Origin of the sequence: Thauera aminoaromatica S2 (genome assembly GCF_000310185.1) — a bacterium.
Classification (GTDB): domain Bacteria; phylum Pseudomonadota; class Gammaproteobacteria; order Burkholderiales; family Rhodocyclaceae; genus Thauera; species Thauera aminoaromatica.
The window spans coordinates 1-22,101 of sequence record NZ_AMXD01000062.1 but is presented as its reverse complement, the minus strand read 5'-3'; the positions used below and the strand labels follow the sequence as shown (position 1 = coordinate 22,101).

15 protein-coding genes are annotated in these 22,101 nt (G+C 70.8%); 6 read left to right on the top strand and 9 right to left on the bottom strand.

Features of this window, described 5'->3' with window-relative positions:
• The first annotated feature begins 259 nt into the window (after window positions 1-259).
• Together C665_RS10945 and leuE are read left to right on the top strand one after the other, a co-directional pair.
• Window positions 260-1,162 (top strand): toll/interleukin-1 receptor domain-containing protein, encoded by a 903-nt coding sequence (locus tag C665_RS10945; protein WP_004309130.1) that lies wholly within the window; start codon window positions 260-262, stop codon window positions 1,160-1,162.
• 492 nt (window positions 1,163-1,654) lie between these two features.
• Complete coding sequence (gene leuE, locus C665_RS10940) at window positions 1,655-2,323, top strand: leucine efflux protein LeuE (protein WP_004309129.1); 669 nt, start codon at window positions 1,655-1,657, stop codon at window positions 2,321-2,323.
• Here leuE and C665_RS10935 read toward each other — a convergent pair.
• Both C665_RS10935 and C665_RS10930 read right to left on the bottom strand, forming a co-directional pair.
• Window positions 2,320-4,851 carry an MASE3 domain-containing protein gene (locus C665_RS10935; protein WP_004309128.1) on the bottom strand — a complete coding sequence of 844 codons (2,532 nt, stop codon included), beginning with the start codon at window positions 4,849-4,851 and terminating at the stop codon, window positions 2,320-2,322. The genes leuE and C665_RS10935 overlap by 4 nt on opposite strands.
• 1 nt (window position 4,852) lies before the next feature.
• Entirely contained in the window at window positions 4,853-7,861 is a 3,009-nt protein-coding gene (locus tag C665_RS10930) for a bifunctional diguanylate cyclase/phosphodiesterase (RefSeq protein WP_004309127.1), read from the bottom strand.
• A 247-nt stretch (window positions 7,862-8,108) separates the two neighbouring features.
• Here C665_RS10930 and C665_RS10925 point away from each other — a divergent pair, with 247 nt between their 5' ends.
• Window positions 8,109-8,687 (top strand): flavin reductase family protein, encoded by a 579-nt coding sequence (locus C665_RS10925; protein ID WP_004309126.1) that lies wholly within the window; start codon window positions 8,109-8,111, stop codon window positions 8,685-8,687.
• 39 nt (window positions 8,688-8,726) lie between these two features.
• On the opposite strand, the gene C665_RS10920 is transcribed toward C665_RS10925, so the two are convergent.
• The 3 genes from C665_RS10920 to C665_RS10910 form a co-directional block, all read right to left on the bottom strand.
• Window positions 8,727-9,335 carry a PEP-CTERM sorting domain-containing protein gene (locus C665_RS10920; protein WP_004309125.1) on the bottom strand — a complete coding sequence of 203 codons (609 nt, stop codon included), beginning with the start codon at window positions 9,333-9,335 and terminating at the stop codon, window positions 8,727-8,729.
• 159 nt (window positions 9,336-9,494) lie between these two features.
• Window positions 9,495-11,192 (bottom strand): diguanylate cyclase domain-containing protein, encoded by a 1,698-nt coding sequence (locus C665_RS10915; RefSeq protein ID WP_004309124.1) that lies wholly within the window; start codon window positions 11,190-11,192, stop codon window positions 9,495-9,497.
• Complete coding sequence (locus C665_RS10910) at window positions 11,189-12,238, bottom strand: ABC transporter substrate-binding protein (protein ID WP_004309123.1); 1,050 nt, start codon at window positions 12,236-12,238, stop codon at window positions 11,189-11,191. The genes C665_RS10915 and C665_RS10910 overlap by 4 nt, the downstream gene beginning before the upstream one ends.
• Window positions 12,239-12,487: 249 nt before the next feature.
• On the opposite strand from C665_RS10910, the gene C665_RS10905 reads away from it, so the two are divergent.
• Window positions 12,488-13,510 carry an ABC transporter ATP-binding protein gene (locus C665_RS10905; protein WP_004309122.1) on the top strand — a complete coding sequence of 341 codons (1,023 nt, stop codon included), beginning with the start codon at window positions 12,488-12,490 and terminating at the stop codon, window positions 13,508-13,510.
• Window positions 13,507-14,268: an ABC transporter permease gene (locus C665_RS10900; RefSeq protein ID WP_004309121.1), complete on the top strand. Its 762-nt coding sequence runs from the start codon at window positions 13,507-13,509 to the stop codon at window positions 14,266-14,268. Before C665_RS10905 ends, C665_RS10900 begins: the two co-directional genes overlap by 4 nt.
• 254 nt (window positions 14,269-14,522) lie before the next feature.
• On the opposite strand, the gene C665_RS10895 is transcribed toward C665_RS10900, so the two are convergent.
• The gene (locus C665_RS10895) at window positions 14,523-15,833 is read right to left on the bottom strand and encodes a Glu/Leu/Phe/Val family dehydrogenase (protein ID WP_004309118.1); all 1,311 of its coding nucleotides are present in this window, start codon (window positions 15,831-15,833) and stop codon (window positions 14,523-14,525) included.
• A 274-nt stretch (window positions 15,834-16,107) separates the two neighbouring features.
• Entirely contained in the window at window positions 16,108-17,013 is a 906-nt protein-coding gene (locus C665_RS10890) for a LysR family transcriptional regulator (protein ID WP_004309117.1), read from the bottom strand.
• 312 nt (window positions 17,014-17,325) lie between these two features.
• Between C665_RS10890 and C665_RS10885 the strand changes: the two genes are divergently transcribed.
• A complete protein-coding gene (locus tag C665_RS10885; protein WP_004309114.1) occupies window positions 17,326-20,088 on the top strand; it encodes a bifunctional diguanylate cyclase/phosphodiesterase in 2,763 nt (920 codons plus the stop codon).
• A 19-nt stretch (window positions 20,089-20,107) separates the two neighbouring features.
• Here C665_RS10885 and guaD read toward each other — a convergent pair whose 3' ends face one another.
• Together guaD and xdhC are read right to left on the bottom strand one after the other, a co-directional pair.
• Window positions 20,108-21,415 carry a guanine deaminase gene (gene guaD / locus C665_RS10880; protein WP_004309111.1) on the bottom strand — a complete coding sequence of 436 codons (1,308 nt, stop codon included), beginning with the start codon at window positions 21,413-21,415 and terminating at the stop codon, window positions 20,108-20,110.
• Window positions 21,412-22,101: xanthine dehydrogenase accessory protein XdhC (gene xdhC / locus C665_RS10875; RefSeq protein ID WP_157277042.1), on the bottom strand; the 690-nt coding region annotated here is incomplete at its 5' end. The genes xdhC and guaD, both read right to left, overlap by 4 nt.

Here is a 22,101-nt window from a genome sequence, read left to right as displayed (position 1 = left end):
CGTCGCTCCTACGGTGCGGCTGCGGGTGCGCGCTGGTTTCTGTGGGAGCGACGCGAGTCGCGATCGGGCGGTTCGGCGGCGGTGGGCGGTGGTGGCTCGAAGGCCGCGATCGCGACTTGCGTCGCTCCTACGGTGCGGCTGCGGGTACGCTGGTTTCTGTGGGAGCGACGCGAGTCGCGGTCGTGTGGTTCGGTGGCGGTGCTGGCGGGGGGGCGGGGGGCGTGCTTGAATGCAGGATCTCTCCGCGCTTTGCCGCCCCATGTCCAAGGTCTTCATCTCCTACCGCCGCGACGACAGCGCCGGCTTCGCCGGGCGGCTCGCCGACGCGCTCGAACGCCGCTTCGGCGCCGACAGCGTGTTCCGCGATGTCGACGACATCGCCGCAGGGGCCGATTTCGGTGTGGTCATCGAGCAGGCCCTGCAGCAGGTGCAGGCGGTGCTGGTGGTGATCGGTACGCGCTGGCTCGACGCGCGCGACGGGCGCGGGCGTCGGCTCGACGATCCCGGCGACTACGTGCGCCGCGAGGTCGAGCTCGCGCTCGCCTCGGGGAAACCCTTGATTCCGGTGCTGGTCGGCGGGGCGACGATGCCCGCGGCCGAGGCGCTGCCGGCGACCCTGCGCGGGCTGGCCAACCGCAACGCGCTCGCGCTCGGCGATGCCGGCTGGGTTGCGGATCTCGCCCGCCTGGAGGCGGCGCTTGTGCAGTGGGTGGCGCCGCCCGTGTCGCCCGCACCGGTGCGTGGACGGCGGGCGCTCGCGGCCGCGATCGCGGCGCTGGTCCTCGCACTCGGCGGCGGCTGGTGGTGGCTGCGGGATGGCGACGGCGGGCTGCAGGCGATCGTCGGCGCATGGAGCGCCGAGGTCGCCTATCCGTGGAACCTGACGCTGCGCGAGCATTACGTGTTCACGCTGGAGGACGGCCGCATCGGCGGCAGCGCGAGCTTCCTCGGCGTGCCGCGCGCGCTGGAGGCGGTGGCGTGGGGGGACGGGCGGCTGCGCTTCCTCACCCGCAGCGAGACCGTGTCCGGCAACGAGCCGCCGCGCGAGATGGGCCAGCTCTACGAGGTCTGGCGCGAGGGCGAGACGCTGCGCGTGCGCCTGCAGATCCGCCGCAGCCATTCGGTCGATGCAGCACTGGAGTTCACCGCGCAGCGCCAATGAGGCCGGCTCAGCACTGGGCTGCACGGCCCGATCGCGACTCGCGTCGCTCCCACGGCAAGCACCGCGCGTCCGGAGCCGCATCCGATCGCGACTCGCGTCGCTCCCACGGCAAGCACCGCGCGTCCGGAGCCGCACGCGATCGCGACTCGCGTCGCTCCCACGCCAAGCACCGCGCGTTCGGGGCTGCAGCCGATCGCGACTTGCATCGCTCCCACGCCAAGCACCGCGCGTTCGGGGCCGCATCCGATCGCGACTTGCGTCGCTCCCACGGCAAGCACCGCGCCTGCGGGGCCGCAGCCGATCGCGACTCGCGTCGCTCCTACGCCAGGCGCCGCGCTTCCGGAGGCGTGCTGTAGGAGCGACGCGAGTCGCGATCGAGCGGCGCGGCTGGACGTCGGTCGGTGCGAATGCGCTGCTTGCTGGCCGTGACCGGCCGGGCGTGGCAAAGTAAGGGCCGGCTCCGACTCCCAACCCGACCCCGCGCGCGCCAACATGTACGGCATCACCGACCTCTTCACCTTCGTCCTCGGCACCATCTTCATCGTCCTGCTGCCCGGCCCCAACTCGCTCTACGTGATGGCGGCGGCCTCGCGCTGGGGGGTGCGCGCCGGCTACCAGGGCGCGGCGGGGATCTTCGTCGGCGACACCGTCCTGATGCTGCTCGCGGTGACCGGCATGGCCTCGGTGCTGCGGGCCACGCCCGAGCTGTTCATGGTGATCAAGTACGCGGGCGCGGCCTACCTGGCCTGGGTGGGGCTCGCGCTGCTGCGCGGCGCGCTGGCGACCTGGCGGCGCGGGGACGAGACGGCGGACGCGGTCGGCGACGGCAAGCCCGACTATCCGCCGCTGCGCAGCACGCCGCACCCCTTCCGCACCGCGCTGCTGATCAGCCTGATGAACCCGAAGGCGATCCTGTTCTTCGTGTCCTTCTTCATCCAGTTCGTCGATCCGGCCTACGAACACCCGGCGCTGTCCTTCGTGATCCTGGGTGTGATCGTGCAGGTGTGCAGCGTGCTCTACCTGTCCACGCTGATCTTCGCCGGCGCGCGCCTGGCTGCGCAGTTCCGCCGCCACCGCCGCATGGCTGCGGGGGCGACCGCGGGGGTGGGCGGGGTCTTCATCGGCTTCGGCGCCAAGCTCGCGACCGCGACGCTGGGCTAGGCCGGCGGGGTCTCCACCCCGGCTGCAGCTTCCGGCGCGAACATCACCCAGCGGTTGCGCCCGGCGCGCTTGGCGCGGTAGAGCGCCTGGTCGGCCTCGCGCAGCAGCTGTGCGCCATCCTCGACGCCGTGCCGGTACGCGCTCGCGCCGATGCTCGCGGTGACGCGGGCGAAGCGCCCGCCGGAGAGCGCCACCGGCGCGCGCGTCACCTCGAGCACGCGCTCGAGTGCCGGGCGGAAGTCGCCGTCCACCAGCAGCAGGACGAACTCGTCGCCGCCGAGGCGGGCCAAGGTCTCGCCCGCGCGCAGGATGTGCTGCATGCGCTGCGCGAGCTCGACCAGCAGGCGGTCGCCCTCGGCGTGGCCGACGCTGTCGTTGACCGGCTTGAAGCCGTCGAGGTCGAGCATGCACACGACCAGCGGCTTGCCACGGCGCGCATTGCCCACCGCTTGCTGCAGGCGGTCGTCGAGCAGGCGGCGGTTGGGCAGGCCGGTGAGGGCGTCGAAGTTGGCGAGCGAGCTGAAGTGGTCGCGCTGCGCCATCAGCGTGCTGATGTCGGTGAACACGCCGACGTAATGCTCGATGCGGCCGGACTCGTCGAGCACGGTGGACATCGACGCCTTCACCACGTAGATCTCGCCCGATGAATGGCGGTTCCAGATCTCGCCCTGCCAGCGCCCGTCGCGCGCCAGGCTGGCGTACATCTCGGCGAAGAAGGCCGCGTCGTGTCGGCCCGAGCCGAGCTCGCGCGGGTTGCGCCCGAGCAGGGACGCCTTGGCATGCCCGCTGAGCGCCTCCATCGCCGGATTCATATCCACGATGCGCACCGCGGCGTCGGTGACCAGGATGCCCTCCTGGCTGGCGTCGAAGACGCGTGCGCCCAGGCGCAGGCGCTCCTGGTCGCGGTGCGTCCCGGTCTCGTCCTGGAGATAGCCGAACCACTCGCCGACGCCGTCGGTCCGCGGCTGGCAGCGCGCCTCGCCGCGGATCCGGCGTTCGCCGTACAGCGGGTGCACCACGCGGAAGGAGGCGTTCCAGTCGTGCATGCCGTGGCGCGCATGGCGGATCTCGTCCCGCACCCGTGCGCCGTCGTCGGGATGCAGGCGGGCGTAGAAGGCTGCGGCGTCATGCTCCGCTTCTTCTGCGCGGCAGCCGATCAGCGCCTCGATCTGGCGGCCGACGTAGGGGAAGCTCACCTTGCCGTCGTCTTCCACGCGACACTCGAAGAGCACGCCGGGCACGCTCTCCGAGAGCTGACGCAGGCGCTTCAGCGCCCCGGCGCGCTCCTGCTCGGCACGGTAGCGGTCGGTGATGTCGATATGCGTGCCGAACATCCATTCCGGCGCGCCGTCGGAGGTGTGGGTGCGCAGCACGCCGCGATCCTGCACGTGGATCCAGTGCCCGGCGCGGTGGCGCATGCGGGTCTCATGCTCGTAATACGGCGTCTCGCCGCGCAGGTGACGGCGCACCGCGGCATCCGAGTCGGCGAGGTCGTCCGGGTGGGCGAAGCGCCGCCAGGTGTCGATCGACAGCGGTTCGAGCTCGTCGAGGCGATAGCCGAGCATCTCCGCCCAGCGCGCGTTGAAGATCGTCGCCCCGGTCTGCACGTTCCATTCCCAGGTGCCGGCGCGCGTGCCCGCGAGGATGGACTCCAGGCGCTGGCGTTCGTCGGCGAGGCGCGCGGAGTTGTCCGCGAGTTCGTGCCGCGAGCGTTCGAGCGCGGCATAGGGGCGGCGGATGCCGTCCACCACCAGTGCGCGGAAGAGAAGGGCGTGCGCGGCGATCTTGTAGAGATGGCCGGCGAGGTTGTACAGGTCGGTGACCTGCGCGTACATCGTGAAGAAGAGCTCGCTCAGCGCCATCAGCCCGGCCGCACCGAACAGGGCGGGGGCGTCGAAGCCGCAGGGCGCGCGCATGCGGCGCAGCAGCAAGGCGGCGGATGCGGCGAACAGCAGCACCAGGCCGATCTCGATGCCGATCTTCAGCCCCGTCAGCCCCTGGCCCGGGATGAAGGTGCGCGGCGCCCACTCGGGCCGCGGCAGGAAGAGCGCGTGCGCCAGGCCCACGTAGGCGCCCACCGCGAGCAGCAGCAGGCCGGGAGACAGGCCGGGGCGCACCCGCCACGGCAGCAGCACCGCCGTCAGCATGCCGAGCGCGGCCAGCAGGCGCGCGGCGATCCAGAAATCGATCGCCTTCTCGGGGCTGCTCGGCGTGATGAAGTCCGGCATGCCGAGGTAGGACAGCATGTGGGTGAAATCCAGCACCGCCACGCCGAGGAAGCAGCACCCCAGGATGCGCGTGTTGGCCGCCGCGCTGCGCTCGGGCGTCAGCCATGCGACCGCGAACACCAGCACGGCGGCGACGATCGAGGCGGTCTCCAGCGCCAGGTGCAGCGGCAGGTAGTGCGCCAGCCCGGCGGCCCAGCGCGTGGGCAGCCACCACAGCGCGAGCACGCCGGCGAGGCCGACGCCGAGCACGCCGAGGCTGCGCTGCACGGCGCGGGCGTGGGTCGGGTGGACGTACGCCATCTCAGCCTGCCTTCCAGTCCTCGATCGGAACCGGCCGGCCGAACAGATAGCCCTGGAACAGCTCGCAGCCGCGCGTCAGCAGCAGCTCGTGCTGGGCGGCGGTCTCGACACCCTCGGCCACCACCTTCAGGTCGAGCGAGCGGCTGAGCGCGAGGATCGCGCGCACGATCGCCTCGCTGCTGGTGTCCTTCTCCATGTCGCGCACGAACATCTGGTCGATCTTGAGCTGGTCGAAGGGCAGGCGCTTGAGATAGGACAGCGAGGAATAGCCGGTGCCGAAGTCGTCGAGTGCGAACCTCACCCCCAGGGCCTTGATCTGGCGCATGCGCAGCACCGTGGTCTCGATGTCGCCGATCACCACGCTCTCGGTGAGCTCGATCTCGAGGCCGCCGGGGCGGATGCGGTGGCGCTCGATCGCCGCCGCCACCTTGCCGACGAAGTCGGGCTGGTGGAACTGGCGCGCGCTGACGTTGATCGACAGGCTCAGCCCGGCCGTGGAGGGCGTGCGCTGCCATGCACGCAGTTGCGCACAGGCGGTCTCCAGCACCCACTCGCCGATCGGCACGATGAGGCCGGTCTCCTCGGCGAGCGGGATGAAGGCGGCGGGCGAGATCATCTCGCCCTCGGCGTCGAAGCAGCGGATCAGCGCCTCGGCACCGATCACGCGGCCGTTGCGGTCGAGTTGCGGCTGGTAGTACAGGCGGAAGCCGTTGCCGGCCAGCGCCGCGCGCAGCTTCAGCTCCAGGTCGGCGCGCGCGGCCACCACCGCCTGCATCGCCTCGCTGAAGAAGCGGATCAGGTTGCGGCCGTCGTCCTTGGCGCGCGCCACCGCCACCTCGGCCTGCTTGAGCACCGCGTCGGCCGCCGCGTTGCGGCCGCGGAACAGGGTCAGGCCCAGGCTCGCGCCGACGTGGTAGGGGCCGCTCGCGAGGCCGAGCTCGCAGGGCGCGGTCACGCAGCGGTGCAGGTGCTCGGCGATCTTCTCGGCGCGGCCGATCGCTTCGTCGCGGTCCGCGCCCAGGTTCTCGACCACGATCGCGAAGTCGTCGTCGCCCACCCGCGCCACCGTGTCCTCCTCGCGCAGCGCGCCGCGCAGGCGCTGCGCCACCTCGCGCAGCAGGGCATCGCCCACCTCGTGGCCCTGGGTGTCGTTGAGCAGCTTGAAGTGGTCGATGTCGAGCAGCATCAGCATGCCGCTCGCGCCGCTGCGCGCGCTCGCCGCGATGGCGTGGCGCAGGCGGTCCCACATCAGGCTGCGGTTGGGCAGGCCGGTGAGGGTGTCGTAGTAGGCGAGCTGGCGGATGCGCGCCTCGGCCTCGCGGCGCCCGGTGATGTCCTCCTTGATCGCCACATAGTGGCTGACGCTGCCGTCGGCCTGCTTGATCGGCGCGATCGTGGCGAGCTCGGTGTAGGTGCCGCCGTCCTTGCGGGTGTTGATGAACTCGCCGCGCCACACCTCGCCGCGGCCGAGCGTGGCCCACAGGTCGGCATAGGTGGCGGCGGAGGTCTTGCCGGCGTTGAGCAGGCGCGGGTTCTGGCCGATCGCCTCTGCGGCGGTGTAGCCGGTGGTGCGCACGAAGGCCTCGTTGACATACTCGATGCGACCATCGGTGTCGGTGATCACGATCGTGTTCGGGCTCTGCTCCACGGCCAGTGCGAGCTGGCGCAGGCGCAGCTCGACCTCCTTCTGCGCGGTGATGTCCTGGCCGATCGAGTGCACTTCGACGCAGCGCCCCTCCTCGTCGAGCACCGGCAGGTCGAGCCAGCGCAGCCAGCGCGTGCGGCCGTCGGCCTGGCGGAGGCGGCGATCGGTGGTGAGCGTGCCGGCGCCCTGCAGCATCCGCGCGATGGCGGCGTGGACCTCCGCGCGCTTCGCCTCCGGCACGTTGTCGATCCAGCGCGTGCCCGGCAGGGACGCGGCCTCGGTGCCGAGCAGTTCGGCGTAGCGCTCGTTGCAGGTCAGCAGCGTGGTATCGGGCCGCCAGGCGCAGGTCGCCTCCCGGCGGCTGTCGATGAGGGCGTCGAAGCTGCGCTTGCTGCGCGCGAGCTGGCGGCGGCTGCGGTGCAGGGCAGCCTGCAGCGCCAGCAGCAGGCCCAGGGTGGCCAAGGCGATGATCGTGGCGACGGTCGCGGTCTGCCGCCAGGGCGCGAATTGCTCGGAGATCGCGCGGCCGATCACCACGTAGAAGGGGTAGTCGCGCAGCGCCTGGAAGGCGAAGCTGCGCTCGACTTCGTCCGCGATGCCGACGTAGCGCGCGCTGCCGGACGTCTCGCCGCGGCGGATGGCCAGGAAAGGCTCGGTGCTGGTGATGTCGGCGACCCGGCTGGCGCCGTGGTCCGGCAAGCGCAGCACCAGGCGGCCGTCGTCGCTGCGCCGGATGCTGACCATGCCCTGGCGACCGGCGTCCACCCCGAGCAGCAGGTCCTGCAGGCGCTGCAGGTCGAGCGCGACCGCGACCACGCCGACGAAATCGCCCGCCGGGTTGCGGATCGCTTCGTAGGCCACCACGACCTCGCGCGGGCCGGCCTTGTAGATCACGGGCTCGGAGAAGGCGAGCGCGTCCTGGCGGTGTTCGCGGGCGTGGCGGAAATATTCGCGGTCGCCGATGTCCCATTGCGGCGGCGTGTCGAGGGTGCTGGCCAGGATCTTGCCCTGCGCGTCGGTCACCAGGATGGCGACGGCTTCCGGAAAGCCGCGCGCCAGATGCTGCAGCTCCAGCTGCAGCTGCACCAGCGAGGCCTCCCACGCGGGGGTGCCCGCGTTCTCGTGCAGGCCGATGCGGATGTACTTGTCGCGCATGAACCCGATGCTCATCTCGATGCGGCGCAGCGCGCCCTCGATCTGCGTGGCCAGCACGCGCACCTCGTTGCGCAAGGCGGTGGTGGTGATCGTCTCGGCCGAGCGGTGGGAGAACAGCAGGAAGGCGGCGAGCAGCCCGAACACCAGCAGCACCGCCACCGCCGCCTGGACCAGCGGACGCTCGAAGACGCCGCCGCGCGGGGCGCTCATCGGACCCCCTGCGCACGCGTGCTGCGCGTCGGCGCCCGGTGCGGGACGAGGAAGCGGCGCGCGGAATCGGACATGGGGAGCAATCGGACAGGGAACAAGCCGCAATTATCCGGACAGCAGCAGACAGGTCACTGCACTATGTCACGACGGGCGACGCAAATCCGCCCGGCATGCGAGCGGGACACGCACGGCGCGGTCCGCGATTCATGGAAAATGGCGGCCTCTTCGATCCTCCGCGGAAGCCACCATGACCCCCACCTTCGCCCCCGTCGCCCTCGAACACGCCAGCCGGCTCCTCAACCACGGACCCACGGTGCTCGTCACCAGCGCCCAGGGTGGTCGGCGCAACGTGATGGCGGCGGCGTGGTCGATGCCGGTCGAGTTCTCTCCGCCGCGCATCGCCATCGTGATCGACAAGCGCACCTTCACCCGCGAACTGATCGCCGCCAGTGGCTGTTTCGGAGTGTGCATCCCGGGCGCGGCGCTCGCCGACCTGACGTTTGCGGTGGGCAGTTGCAGTGGCCGCGAGGGCGACAAGTTCGCGCGCTTCGGCATCGCGGCGCTCGCGGGGCCCGTGCTGGGCGTGCCGCTGATCGAGGCCGGCTGCGCGGCGTGGATGGAGTGCCGCCTGATCCCCGAGCGCCACACCGAGGACGCCTACGACACCTGCTTCGCCGAGGTCGTGGCCGCGGCCGCCGACGCGCGGGTGTTCTCGTCCGGGCGTTGGGACCTGCGCGCCGACAACGCCGAACTGCATACGCTCCACCACCTCGGCGCCGGCAACTTCGCCCGCGCCGCCGACGTCGTCCGCGCACGCCCTCTGTAGGCGCGCCGGCAGGCGCGATCGGCCGGACGAAACCGGTCTTTACCCGCCGGAAGGGGGCGGTCCCTTGGGCGGTGCGGCGATCGCCATGCGCAGTCCCCACAGGCCCAGCAAGGCGAGGCCGAGGAGCGCGAGCACGCCGGGCTCCGGCACGGGCCTGCCGACGGTGGCCGTAGGTGCGCTCGCATCGGGGTGGGTCACGAAGCCGATCGTGAAGGGCGGATCGTCCGCCACGCAGCCTTGTGCGGACGCACAAACACCCAGCAGGTAGTTGCCCGGCGCCAGCATGTCGACGGAGAAGTCCAGCCAGCCCTCGGAGATGCACGGGTTGGGCGGATACTCGGCGCTGCCCACAAAGCAGGCCTCGTCGGGCAGGCCGCTCTCGCGCACCAGGCGGATCGGCAGGGCTTCGTCGTCGAAGCCGTCGAGGCGGGCGAGGATCGCAAGCGGGCCGCCGGCGAAGTGGAAGCGGAACACGTCGATGCTGTCGTCGCCGCCGATGCTGCCCTGGATGCGTTCGATGGAGGTTCCGACCACGTCCTGCGGCGAGGCGAAATCACCGGCGTCGCCGCGTTCCTGGAACACCGCGCCGGCGTGCGCGGCGAACGGGATGCAGAACAACAGCAGGCTGCAGAGGATGCGCGCGATCATGCTGGCCTCCTTGCTCCGGAGTGTCGGGTACTGCCCTCCCTTGGGGGGAAGCATTCGCCGTGCCCGACGATCAGACCATTGATTATCTGCGCTTATTTTTGAAGGTTCGGCACCGGGTGTAAAAATTTCCGACACTTCCATGCCGGCTGGCGGCCGGTTTCAGCTGTGCCGCCGTGCCTTGCCTTCGGCCTTGTCGCGGTACATCGCGGCATCGGCGTGGCGGGCGAGGGTGGTGGAGTCGCTGCCGTCCTGCGGGTAGTGGGCGAGGCCCATGCTCACCGAAACCGCGAGCTCTCCACCGTCGATCATGAACGGGCGGTCGATCGCCGCGCGGATCTTGTCCGCGACCACTCTGGCGTCTTCGGCCGACGCGATCCCGGGCAGCAGCACGACGAACTCGTCGCCGCCGATGCGCGCCGCGGTGTCGGACTCGCGGATGCTCTGGCGGATGCGCGCCGCCACGCCTTCGAGCACGCGGTCGCCGACGACGTGGCCGAGGCGGTCGTTGATCGGCTTGAAATCATCGATATCGACGAACAGCAAGGCCAGCCCGCCGTCGTCGCGGCGGGCGGACGCGAGCGCCACCGCCATGCGGTCGTCGAAGAGCGCGCGGTTGGGCAGCCCGGTGAGCGCGTCGTGGCGGGCGAGATGCTCGAGCTCGCGGCGGCGGTGCTCGAGCTCGGCCAACTGCTGCCCGATCTGGGTGCGCAGCTCGGCGAAGCGGCGGGCGAGGGCGCCGATCTCGTCCTGACGCTCGACCGGCAGCGCCGGGGCCTGGTCGTTGTCGTAGAAGTTCTGCACCGCGGCACCCAGCACCTCGATCGGATGGGTGATCGCGCGGGCGAGGATGGCCGCGAGCAGGATGCCGGTGAGGCTCATGCCGATGACGATCTGCAGCATGATCCCGCGCAGCGGATCGAGCTCGGCGAGCACGGCGGCGCGTGGGCGCGCGAGGCCGAGGATGAAGGCGCCCTCTTCGGTGCGCAGCTGCACCCGCGCGGCGATGAAGGCGGCGACCAGCGGCGCCTGCGCGTGCTCGCCGGCATCGCTGTCGATCATCGACTCGCTGCTGCGGCCGTCGATCACGGCCTGCGTGGCGGGGAACTCGTCCTGCACCCGTACCCGGCGTCCCTTGTCGAAGCCGAAGGTGCGCGCGGGGTCGGGGTGGATCAGGTAGTCGCCCGCGCTGTTGGCGAGGTAGAGCAGGAAGTCGGCGGGCAGGTCGGCGGCGAGCAGGGCGAACACGCCGTTGAGGTCGATGCTGCCCACGATCACCCCGCGTGGCCGGCCCGATTCGTCGACGACCGGGGTGGCGAGCTGCACCGCGGGCCGGCCGAGGGCGGCGTGCGAGCCACGCTCGCGATTGATGCTCACGCGCGACATGTAAACCTCGCCCGCTGCCAGCGCGAGGGCGTCGAAGACGTAGGGGTAGTGGCCCTTTTCCTGCAGCGCGTCGCCGTCCACGCGCAGCAGTGCGTCGCCGTCGCGGTCGATCCGCACGCGCTCGAGGCCGTGGTCGGCGGCGCCGATCAGGCGGAGCTGGAAGTAGGCGCGGTTGGCCGCCATCGGCAGGGCGAGCAGGGTCGCGAGCTGCGTCGCAGCCTGCGGGTCGTCGCTCTCCAGCGCCGCGAGCGCGGCCGGGTGGCGGGCGAGCGCGAGCAGGGTGCGCGAGATGTCCTCGCGCACCTGCGTGATGCGCTGCGCGAGCACCCGGGTGGAGGTGAGCAGCTCGGCACGCGCGCTGTCCACCAGCACGGTCTCGCTGGCGCGCTGGGCCTGGAAGGCGGTGATGCCGGCGGAGAGCATGCCGGACAGGGCGAGTACGATGCCAAGACGGGCGGCGATGCCGAATCTCATGGCGCGAGCACCCGTGCGCCGCGGTCGCCGGAGAGGATGCGCTCCCACAGCAGGTTGCGGCGTTCGACGTCCTCGACCGGTTCGAGCCAGACCAGGCGGTCGGTTTCGGCCTGGTGCGGCGCCGGGTCGCGGGTGTTGTCGAGGCCGTGGCGCGCGCTCAGCACGTGCGCCGGGCCGGTGCCGAGCAGGTGGTCGATCCACGCCAGCGCGAGCGCCTGGTTACGTGCGCCGCGCGTCACCACCCAGCAGTCGAGCCAGGCGAGCGCGCCTTCGCGCGGGATCGCATAGCCCACGTCCGCCCCCGCTGCGCGCAGGAGCTGCAGCTGCTGGGTGCCGTAATTGGCGTACATCAGCGCCGCGCCGCGGCTGACGAACAGATGCGCGGATTCTTCCGGCTGGGCGTAGAAGGTCAGCAGGTTGCGGCGCAACTCGACCAGACGCTCGACCGCCGGCGCCCAGTCGGCGGCGTCGAGGCGGAAGGGCGATGCCTTGCCCAGCATCTGTGCGGCGAGCGAGAAGTTGTGCGAGCCGCTGTTGTACACCAGCACCTTGCCGCGGTAGCGGGCGTCCCACAGCGCGGCGATGGACTGGGGTGGCGCGTCGAACTGGCGCCGATCGTAGATCAGGCCCATTTCGGCCCAGGCATAGGGGATGGCGTACAGCTTGCCATCGCGAGTCGTGCCGGGCAGCGTTGCCGGGTTGCGGAAGCGCGGCAATTGCGCACCGAGGTTGGGCAGCGCGGCCGGATCGATCGCCACGGCCACGCCGCGGTCGATGTAGCGCTGCAGCTCGGCGGTATTGACCGCGAACACGTCGTAGTCGGTCGCGTCGTTCGTGCTGAGCTTCTGCCACAGCGTTTCGTCGGAATCGACCTGGGTGACTTCGACCCGGGCGCCGGTGCGGGCCTCGAAGGCCTGCACCACGTCGGCGTCGGCATAGCCCGGCCAGCTCAGCACGCGCAACACCTCGGTCGCGCAGGCCGTGCCGGAGAGTGCGAGCGCGAGCACAAGCCAGGGGAGGCGATGCAGGCTCAAGCGACGAAGCATGACGGATCGGCTCCTGGATCTGGCGGCGGGGAAGGATCTTGGGGGGTGCGAGGCAGTTTAAGCGCGCCGAGCCTGCCGCGGAAGCGCGCCCGACGGCTGGCCGCCAGCCGCCGCCGGGCGGTGGACGGGCCGCCCATGCTGGAGCGCCGCAAGTCGCGATCGCGGCCTTGGGGCACTCCGCTGCCGCTCATCGTGCCCGGTGCCGCTCGATCCTGCGGGCCGCCTCGTCGATCTGTTATCTTCGATCCCATGGACCCCATCATCTCGATCTCCGCTCTGTCCAAGACCTACGCCTCCGGCTTCTCCGCGCTGAAGACCGTCGACCTCGACATCCGCCGCGGCGAGATCTTCGCGCTGCTCGGGCCCAACGGCGCGGGCAAGACCACGCTGATCAGCATCGTGTGCGGCCTGGTCAATGCCAGCGCGGGCAGCGTGCGGGTGGATGGTCACGACATCGTGCGCGACTACCGCGCCGCGCGCGCCCTCGTCGGCCTGGTGCCGCAGGAACTCACCACCGACGCCTTCGAGACGGTGTGGAACACGGTGAGCTTCACGCGCGGCCTGTTCGGCAAGCCGCCCGACCCGGCCTACATCGAGCAGCTGCTGAAGGACTTGTCGCTGTGGGCGAAGAAGGATGCCAGGCTGATGATGCTCTCGGGCGGCATGAAGCGCCGCGTGCTGATCGCCAAGGCGCTCTCGCACGAGCCGCGCATCCTCTTCCTCGACGAGCCCACCGCCGGGGTGGACGTGGAGCTGCGCCGCGACATGTGGCAGCTCGTGCGCCGCTTGCGCGACAGCGGCGTCACCGTGATCCTGACCACGCACTACATCGAGGAGGCGGAGGAGATGGCCGACCGCATCGGCGTGATCGCCAAGGGTGCGCTGATCCTGGTCGAGGACAAGGCCGTGCTGATGACGAAGCTCGGCGGCAAGCAGCTCACGCTGCAACTGGCGGCGCCGCTCGCCGAGGTCCCGCCCGCGCTCGCGCGCTACGGACTGGTGCTGGGCAAGGGCGGCAAAACGCTGGTCTATCGCTACGAGGTCGGCAGGGGCGAAGGCGGGGAAGGGGGCGAGGGCAGCGATCCGGCAGGCGATGGCGCGATCGCAGGCTTGCTGCAGGACCTCGCCGCCGCGGGGATCATGTTCACCGACCTGCACACCACCCAGCGTTCGCTCGAAGAGATCTTCGTCAGCCTGGTGAGCGAGCGCGAAGCGCCGGGTACGGACGAGCGGGGCAACCGGGCCGGGCCCGCAGGGGAGGGCGCACGATGAACTGGCACGCGGTCCGCGCGATCTACCTGTTCGAGATGGCGCGCACGAAGCGCACGCTGCTGCAGAGCGTGCTGGCGCCGGTGATCACCACCTCGCTGTATTTCGTCGTCTTCGGCTCGGCGATCGGCGCGCGCATCCCCGAGATCGAGGGCGTGAGCTACGGCGCCTTCATCGTGCCCGGCCTGATCATGCTCAACCTGCTCACCCAGAGCGTGTCGAACGCCTCCTTCGGCATCTTCTTCCCGAAGTTCTCGCGCACGATCTACGAGATCCTGTCGGCGCCGGTGTCGCACTTCGAGATCGTGCTGAGCTACGTGGGCGCGGCGGCGACCAAGGCGGTGATCCTGAGCCTGATCATCCTCGCCACCGCCACCTTCTTCGTGCCGCTGCGCATCGAGCATCCGCTGTGGATGATCGCCTTCCTGCTGCTCACCGCGGTGAGCTTCAGCCTGCTCGGCTTCATCCTCGGCATCTGGGCGGACAACTTCGAGAAGCTGCAGCTCGTGCCGCTGCTGATCATCACCCCGCTGACCTTCCTCGGCGGCAGCTTCTACTCGATCGACATGCTGCCCGCGGGGTGGCGCACGGTGTCGCTGTTCAACCCCGTGGTGTACCTGGTGAGCGGCTTCCGCTGGAGCTTCTACGGCAGCGCGGATGTGGCGGTGGGGGTGAGCCTGGCGATGACGCTGCTGTTCCTGGCGGTGTTCGTGGGGGTGGCGACCTGGATGTTGAGGACGGGGTATCGGCTGAAGCCTTGAGGGGCGCAGGCCCGCCGGCTGGCGCCGCATCCGGGGTGCCGCATCCCGGGCGTCGGAATCGCGACTTGCGTCGCTCCCACGGGAGATTCCGGACCGGTGCGTTTTCCGGTCACCGCGGCGATTCCGTCTACCGCCGCGGGTCCGTGCTTCTCCCGTGGGAGCGACGCAAGTCGCGATTGCAGCGGTGACGGATCGCCACCACTGCAATCGCTTGCGACGGAGGTGCCGCGGCGCAAGGCCCGGCGCCTCGCCCCTTACGGGTACAGCCCGCGCTCCGCGCGCGCCTCCAGCACCCGCGCGCACGCGATGATGAAGGCGGCGGTGCGCAGCGACACCTGCTTCTCCTGGGCCACCTTCCAGATCGCGGTGAAGGCGGCGACCATGATGCGCTCGAGGCGCTCGTTGATTTCGTCCTCGGTCCAGAAGAAGCTGGAGAAATCCTGCACCCATTCGAAGTACGACACGGTGACGCCGCCGGCGTTGGCGAGCACGTCGGGCACGACCAGGATGCCGCGCTCGTGGAGGATGTCGTCCGCGGCCGGGGTGGTCGGGCCGTTGGCGCCCTCGACGACGATGCGCGCACGCGCGCCGGCAGCCCGCTCGACGGTGAGCTGGCCTTCGAGCGCGGCAGGGACGAGAAACTCGCACTCGAGGCGCCAGAACGCCTCGGGGTCGATCGGCGCGGCGCCGGCGAAGCCCTTCAGGCCGCCGTTCGCGGCGGTGTGCTCGAGCGCGGCGGGGATGTCGATGCCGGCCTCGTTCACCAGGATGGCGGTATGGTCGGCGATCGCGATCACGCGCGCGCCGGCGTCGTGGAACATGCGCGCGCCGATGCCGCCGACGTTGCCGAAGCCCTGCACGACCACGCGCGCGCCCTCGATCGGCAGGCGCAGGTGGCGGGCGGCCTCGCGCGCGGCGATGAAGACGCCGCGGCCGGTGGCTTCCTGGCGGCCCAGGCTGCCGCCGAGCGCGATCGGCTTGCCGGTGACGACGCCGGTGGCGGTGCCGCCGCGGTTCATCGAGAAGGTGTCCATCATGATCGCCATCGTCATCGCGTTGGTGCCGACGTCGGGCGCGGGGATGTCCTTGTCCGGGCCGATGACGATGCCGATCTCGGAGGTGTAGCGGCGGGTGATGCGCTGCAGCTCGCCCTTGCTGACGCTCGCCGGATCGACGCGGATGCCGCCCTTGGCGCCGCCGAAGGGGAGCCCGACCGCGGCGTTCTTGATCGTCATCCAGCCGGCCAGCGCCATCACCTCGTTGAGGGTGACGTCGGGGTGGAAGCGCACGCCGCCCTTGCCCGGGCCGCGCGACAGGTTGTGCTGCACGCGGTAGCCCTCGTAGTGGGCGACGGTGCCGTCGTCGCGCTCGATCGGCACATCCACGATCAGCGCGCGCTTGGGATGCTTGAGGGTCTCGATCCAGCGTTCGAGCGCGCCGAGATGGGGGCGCACGCGCTCGATCTGCTCGACGAAGCTCGCCCACGGCTCGGGCGCCGCCGGGTTCAGGTAGGAAAGGCCGCCGACGCGGTCGAGGGCCGCCTTGTCTTGTGGTGTCGCACTCATCTGTCTGCCTCGTGTGGTGTGAGAAGGTGCGCGCATTGTGTGGATTGCCCTCGCCCGAAGGCATGCCGTTGCTACATCGGGTCATGCGTCTTGCGCATAGGGTGGCCGGAGGGGCCGGTGAGTCGGTGTGCAGCCGCGTGCCTCGGCTACCCGCGGCGCTCGGGTTCTGGTGTAGGAGCGACGCGAGTCGCGATTGCGGCGAGTCGGATCCCGCAGGATGTTGATCGCGGGCGGGCCGCCGCAATCGCGACTTGCGTCGCTCCTGCAGCGGTTCCTACAGAGGCTTTGCGGCGAGGTGCTGCCACAGGCGCAGCAGCTCGGGCTTGGTGTTGGCGCGGTCGCGGTAGAGGCGGACCTCCATCTCCAGGCTCCACTCCGGGCCGCCGGCGACCACCACCTCGCCGCGTTCCACCTCGCGCGCGACCGCGCTCGCGGGCAGGAAGGCGAGGCCGTGACCGGCGAGCAGCATGGCCTTGAGGCTCTCGGCCATGTCGGATTCGTACTGCAGGGCGAGGTGGGCCGGATGGGCGGCGCGGTCGAGGATGGTGTCGACCATGCGGCGCAGGTAGGTGTTGGGTCCGTAGCGCAGGAAGGGGATGGGCGCCTCGGCCGAACCGGGCAGCTGCCAGCCCGCGCTGCGCGCGAGCCGGCGCGGCAGGTAGGGGCGCACGCGCTCGACCGCGAGCTGGATGCCTTCGAAGCGCGCGGGATCGAGCCACACCGGGTGGGTCGGATGGTGGTAGCACAGCAGCAGATCGCAGCCGCCTTCCACCAGCATGGTCACCACGTCATGCACGTTGCCCGCGATCAGCCGCGTGGGGACCTCGCCGAACTCGGCCTTGAGCCGCCCCAGCCAGGTCGGGAAGAAGGCGAAGGCGAGCGTGTGCGGGACGGCGAACACGAGCGCGTCGCCCGCGGTCGTCTGGTGGCCGCGCACCAGCGCGCGCGCCGCATGCAGGCGGTGGATGAGATCCGCCGCCGGTCCCTTGAAGGCCTCGCCCGCTTCGGTGAGCCGGGTCGGGAAGGTGCTGCGGTCGACCAGCGCCACCCCCAGCCAGGCCTCGAGCGCGCGGATCCGGCGCGAGAAGGCGGGCTGCGAGACGTGGCGCTGCTCGGCCGAGCGCGAGAAGCTCCCGCTGTCGGCGAGGCTGAGGAAATCTTCCAGCCATTTGAGTTCCATGGGCGGGCCCTGCAGGGGGAGAGACCCCATTGTATGCAGGAAATCCGCCGGCGTTCCCCGCGTACCGCCGCTCGGCGCCCGTCGCCCATCGGGCCCGGTGCTCGCCGGGCCGGGGCAGGACGCGCGCGGCCGACATGCCCGGGTATGCATGCGGGATTCGCAGGCCCTATAATGGGGCGTTTCGTGAACTGGTTCGCATGATTCAGGTAACCGGGCGCGACTGCGCCGCAAAATTGCGGCAGAGTTCGCGCACTGTCCCCCAATCCCCCATGCGCCGGAGAGCCCCCGTCGACGCCCGTCGCGGTACGACCGATGATCCGTACCTCGCTCAATTTCCGCCTGTGGCTGACGATCGCGATCGCGGTACTTCCGGTGCTGCTGTTCGTCTTTTTCGACTTCCACGAGCGCCGTGAACAGGCGGTGGCCGAGACCCGCGCCGAGATCGCGCTGCGCCTGGCGGATGCGAACCGCGAGGCGCAGGCCGCGCATCGCGCGGTCGCGTTGGTGTTGCGGATCATGGCGCGCTCCAACGACCTGCAAGCGCTGGATTCCGCGCAATGCTCGGGCATCGCCGGGCGCCTGCTCAAGTCGCTGGACGGTTTCGCAAACATCGGCGCCGCGCTGCCCGACGGGGAGATCTTCTGCAGCGGGAGGCCGATGAGCGCCCCGGTGACGGTGATCGATCGCGCCTGGTTCCGCACTTCTCTCGACAGTGATGAAATTTCCCCCGGGGAGTTTGTCATCGGCAGGGTGTCGGGAACGCCGAGCATGGCTTTCGGCTACCCGCTGCGTGCGGCGGACGGCACGCTGCGTGCGGTGATCTTCGCCACCATCACGGTGGCGTGGTTCGATCGCCTGATCGAAGGGTTCCGCCTGCCTGAGGGTTGGGAGGCGAGCGTGATCAGCAATTCCGGCCTGGTGCTCGCGCACCAGCCCGAGCGTGCGCCCGAGGGCTGGCGCGCGCACAAGGTCCCCGCGACGACGCTCGCGCGCATGGCCGCCGTCGTGCGCGACGAAGGCGGCATCGCCGAACTCGCCGGCATCGATGGCGTGCAGCGCCTGTACGGCATCGGCGTGCCGGATTTCGCCCCTGGCAGCGGCTTTTTCGCGATCGGTGCGCCGCTGGAGCGCTCGCTGGAGGCGGCGGGGCAGCGCCTGCTGATGTACCTGGCCCTGGTCGCGGCCATCGCGCTGGCCTCCGCGCTGATCGCGCGCTTGTACATCTACCGGCTGATCGAGGTGTGGGCGACGCGGGTGCGCGGTGCGATTGCCGAGATCGCTGCCGGGCGGCGCGATGCGCGCATCGGGCAGGCCACCGGCGTTGCCGAGCTCGACGCGCTCTCCGAGGGCATCGACCAGATGGCGTTGGAGATCGGCAAGCGCGAGGGCGAGCTGCAACGCCTGTCGATGGTGATCGAGCAGAGCCCGGAGTCGATCGTCATCACCGACACCGCGGGGTGCATCCTGTATGTGAACGAGGCCTTCCAGCGCATCACGGGCTATGCGCGCGACGAGGTGCTCGGACGCAACCCGCGCATCCTCAACGGCGGGTTGACGCCGCGCGCAACCTACGAGCAGATGTGGGCGACCTTGCTTGCAGGCGAGGTGTGGCGCGGCGAGTTCCACAACGTCCGCAAGGACGGCTCCGCCTATCTCGAGCTGGCGACGATCGCGCCGATCAAGGACGCGGGCGGCACGGTCACCCACTACGTGGCGGTCAAGGAGGACATCACGCAGCGCAAGCAATCCGAGGCGCTGCTGCACCGGCTGGCCTACTTCGATGCGCTGACCGGGCTGCCCAACCGCGCGCTGCTGCACGACCGCATCGCCCAGGCCATCCGCAGCGGTGTGCGCCGCGAGAGCTTCGGCATGCTGATGCTGGTCGACATCGATCGCTTCCGCCAGCTCAACGACACCCTCGGTCACGCCGCCGGAGACCGCCTGCTGTGCGAGGTCGCGGCGCGCCTGCGCGCGAGCGTGCGCGAGGAGGACACGGTCGCGCGCCATGGCGACGACGACTTCGCCGTGCTCGTCGAGCGCATCGGCGAAACCGAGGCCGATGCGCTGAGCCACGCCGAGCACGTCGCACGCAAGCTCCAGCGCGCGCTGCAACAACCCTATGTGCTCGGTGGTACGGAGGGCGACCGCCACTTCGCGACGCTGAGCTTCGGCATCAGCCTGTTCCACGACGGCGTGAGCTCGCTCGAGAGCCTGCTCAAGCAGGCCGAGGTGGCCTTGTACCGGGCCAAGCAGGACGGGCGCGACATCGTGCGCTTCTTCAACCCCGAGATGCAGGCGGTGGTCGATGCCCACGCCCGTCTCGAGGCCCGCATGCACGAGGCGCTGGAAGCGAACGCCTTCCGGCTCTTCTTCCAGCCCCAGGTCAACCGGCGCGGCGTGGTGATCGGCGCCGAGGCCCTGCTGCGCTGGCCGCTCGACGGTGGCGCCATGGTGTCGCCGGCCGAGTTCATCCCGCTCGCCGAGGACACCGGCCACATCGTCCGTCTCGGCTTGTGGGTGCTGCGCAGCGCCTGTGCCCAGCTCGCGCGCTGGCAGATGAACGAGGGCACGCGCCACCTCAAGATCGCGGTCAACGTCAGCGCGCGCCAGTTCCACCAGCCCGACTTCGTCGCCAGCGTGAAGGACTCCGTGCGCGCCGCGGCCATCGACCCTTGCCGCCTCGAGCTGGAGCTCACCGAGAGCGCCATCCTGTCGGACGTGGACGAGACCATCCGGCGCATGAACGAGCTGCGCGCGCTCGGCATCCGCTTCGCGCTCGACGACTTCGGCACCGGCTACTCCTCGCTGTCCTACCTCAAGCGCCTGCCCTTCGACCAGCTCAAGATCGACCAGTCCTTCGTGCGCGACATGGCCGAGGACGAGAGCAGCGAGGCGATCGTGCTGGCGATCCTGTCGCTGAGCCACGCGCTCGGCCTGGAGGTGGTGGCCGAGGGGGTGGAGATGCCGGAGCAGCGCGACTTCCTGCGCCAGCATGGGTGCGATTCCTTTCAGGGTTACCTGTTCGGCAAGCCGCTGCCGATGGAGGCCTGGGGCGACTTCCTCGAGATGATCTGAGGCCGGCCGCGCGCCCTGCCTACACCGGCACGCCCAGCACGTGCGTCGCCGCCACCGCACGGTCGTCCCCAAGCATCATCAGCACGAAGAGGCGCTCCTCCAGCGTCGCGCAGGCGGCGCTGCGGCGCTCGAGCAGGGGCGTTGCGCGCGGGTTCAGGACGACGAAGTCGGCCTCCTTGCCGGGCGCGAGGTTGCCGATGCGGTCGTCGAGGTAGAGGCTGTGCGCGCCGCCCAGGGTGGCGAGGTGGAAAGCGCTCGCCGCCGACAGCGACTGGCCGGCGAGCTGCAGCACCTTGTAGGCCTCGTTCATGGTCTGCAGCATCGAGAAGCTGGTGCCGCCCCCCACGTCCGTGCCCAGTCCCACGCGCACGCCGAGCGCGCGCGCGCGCCGCAGGTCGAAGAGCCCCGAGCCGAGGAAGAGGTTGGAGGTGGGGCAGAAGCTGATCGCCGCGCCGGTCTCGGCCATGTGCCGGCGGTCGGCGTCGTCGAGCCAGATGCAGTGCGCGAACACCGCGCGCGTGCCGAGCTGGCCGGCGCGGGCATACACGTCGAGGTAGCTGCGCGCCTGCGGGTACAGCTGCGCCACCCAGGCCACCTCGGCGCGGTTCTCGGCGAGGTGCGACTGCAGGAAGACGCCCGGGTGCTCGTTGAAGAGGCGACCGGCGAGCGTCATCTGCGCGGGCGTGGAGGTGGGCGCGAAGCGCGGGGTGATGGCGTACAGCAGGCGGTCGCGGTTGTGCCAGCGCTCGATCAAGGCCTTCGACTCCGCGTAGCCGGTCTCCGCCGTGTCGCGCAGGAAGTCGGGGCAGTTGCGGTCCATCAGCACCTTGCCGGTGATCATGCGCATGCGGCGCGCGCGCGCGGCCTCGAAGAGCGCATCCACCGAGGCCGCGTGCACCGTGGCGAAGGCCGCCGCGGTGGTGGTGCCGTTGCGCAGCAGCTCGTCGCAGAAGAAGCCGGCGACCTCGGCGGCATGCGCGCGGTCGGCGAAGCGGCGCTCGGCGGGGAAGGTGTATTTCTCCAGCCATTCGAGCAGCTGCTCGCCGTGGCTGGCGATGATGTCGGTCTGCGGGTAGTGCACGTGGGTGTCGACGAAGCCGGGCAGGATCAGCTTGCCGCGGTGGTCGGCGAGCGGCGTGCCGGCGGGCAGCTTGGGCAACAGCGCGGCGGCGGGGCCGCATTCGGCGACGTGGCCGTCGCGCACGATCAGCACGCCGTCGGCGAAGTGCTCGAGCGCGCGCGGGTCGGCCGCGGGGTCGGCGAGGAAGTGGACGATCTCGCCGCGTACGGCGGAGAGCCGCGGGGAGGGTGGGGCGGAGGGCTTCATGTCTCGTGGCCGGATTCCGTGGGTTGCGTGGCCGGTGTGCCCGCTGCGGGCCGGCGCGGCGTGCTCGGGGGATGCGCTTGCGGGCGCAGGCGCATCACTTCGGCGGCGATCGCGAGCGCGATCACCTCGGCTTCCTTGCCCGGCAGGCCGGGCAGGCCGACCGGGCAGCGCAGGCGTGCGATGCGCGCTTCTTCGATTCCGCGCGCGTGCAGGCGGTGGGCGAAGCGCGCGCGCTTGGTCTGCGAGCCGATCAGGCCGCAAAAGCGGAAGTCGTCGCGCGCGAGGATGGCTTCGACCAGCTCGAAGTCGAGCGCGTGGCTGTGAGTGAGGACCAGGAAGACCGCGCCCGCGGGCGCCGCGCGCACCTCCGCCGTCGGCGTGTCGGTGCAGTGCGGTTCGACATTGGGCGCAAGCGCGGGCGGGAATTCCTGCGCGCGCGCGTCGACCCAGCGCACGCGCAGCGGCAGCCGCCCGAACAGCTCCGCCAGCGCCCGCCCCACATGGCCCGCGCCGAACATCACCACCTGCAGCGCCGGCGGCGGGCTCGCATCGAGCAGGATCGCCGTCCCGAGCGCCGCGGCGGATCCGGGCGCTGTCGCCGATCCGTCGGCCCGATCGCGACTCGCGTCGCTCCTACGAGGAGCGGCGAGGTCTTCCTGTAGGAGCGACGCAAGTCGCGATCCGGC

What these genes read in the sequence shown, in the direction of transcription:
- C665_RS10905 (WP_004309122.1), top strand. Translation starts at nt 12,488, where the DNA reads ATGGACCCCATCATCTCGATCTCCGCTCTGTCCAAGACCTACGCCTCC.
- C665_RS10930 (WP_004309127.1), bottom strand. Translation starts at nt 7,861, where the DNA reads ATGAGCGCCCCGCGCGGCGGCGTCTTCGAGCGTCCGCTGGTCCAGGCG.
- C665_RS10910 (WP_004309123.1), bottom strand. Translation starts at nt 12,238, where the DNA reads ATGCTTCGTCGCTTGAGCCTGCATCGCCTCCCCTGGCTTGTGCTCGCG.
- guaD (WP_004309111.1), bottom strand. Translation starts at nt 21,415, where the DNA reads ATGAAGCCCTCCGCCCCACCCTCCCCGCGGCTCTCCGCCGTACGCGGC.
- C665_RS10885 (WP_004309114.1), top strand. Translation starts at nt 17,326, where the DNA reads ATGATCCGTACCTCGCTCAATTTCCGCCTGTGGCTGACGATCGCGATC.
- C665_RS10895 (WP_004309118.1), bottom strand. Translation starts at nt 15,833, where the DNA reads ATGAGTGCGACACCACAAGACAAGGCGGCCCTCGACCGCGTCGGCGGC.
- C665_RS10915 (WP_004309124.1), bottom strand. Translation starts at nt 11,192, where the DNA reads ATGAGATTCGGCATCGCCGCCCGTCTTGGCATCGTACTCGCCCTGTCC.
- leuE (WP_004309129.1), top strand. Translation starts at nt 1,655, where the DNA reads ATGTACGGCATCACCGACCTCTTCACCTTCGTCCTCGGCACCATCTTC.
- C665_RS10935 (WP_004309128.1), bottom strand. Translation starts at nt 4,851, where the DNA reads ATGGCGTACGTCCACCCGACCCACGCCCGCGCCGTGCAGCGCAGCCTC.
- C665_RS10900 (WP_004309121.1), top strand. Translation starts at nt 13,507, where the DNA reads ATGAACTGGCACGCGGTCCGCGCGATCTACCTGTTCGAGATGGCGCGC.
- C665_RS10945 (WP_004309130.1), top strand. Translation starts at nt 260, where the DNA reads ATGTCCAAGGTCTTCATCTCCTACCGCCGCGACGACAGCGCCGGCTTC.
- C665_RS10920 (WP_004309125.1), bottom strand. Translation starts at nt 9,335, where the DNA reads ATGATCGCGCGCATCCTCTGCAGCCTGCTGTTGTTCTGCATCCCGTTC.
- C665_RS10890 (WP_004309117.1), bottom strand. Translation starts at nt 17,013, where the DNA reads ATGGAACTCAAATGGCTGGAAGATTTCCTCAGCCTCGCCGACAGCGGG.
- C665_RS10925 (WP_004309126.1), top strand. Translation starts at nt 8,109, where the DNA reads ATGACCCCCACCTTCGCCCCCGTCGCCCTCGAACACGCCAGCCGGCTC.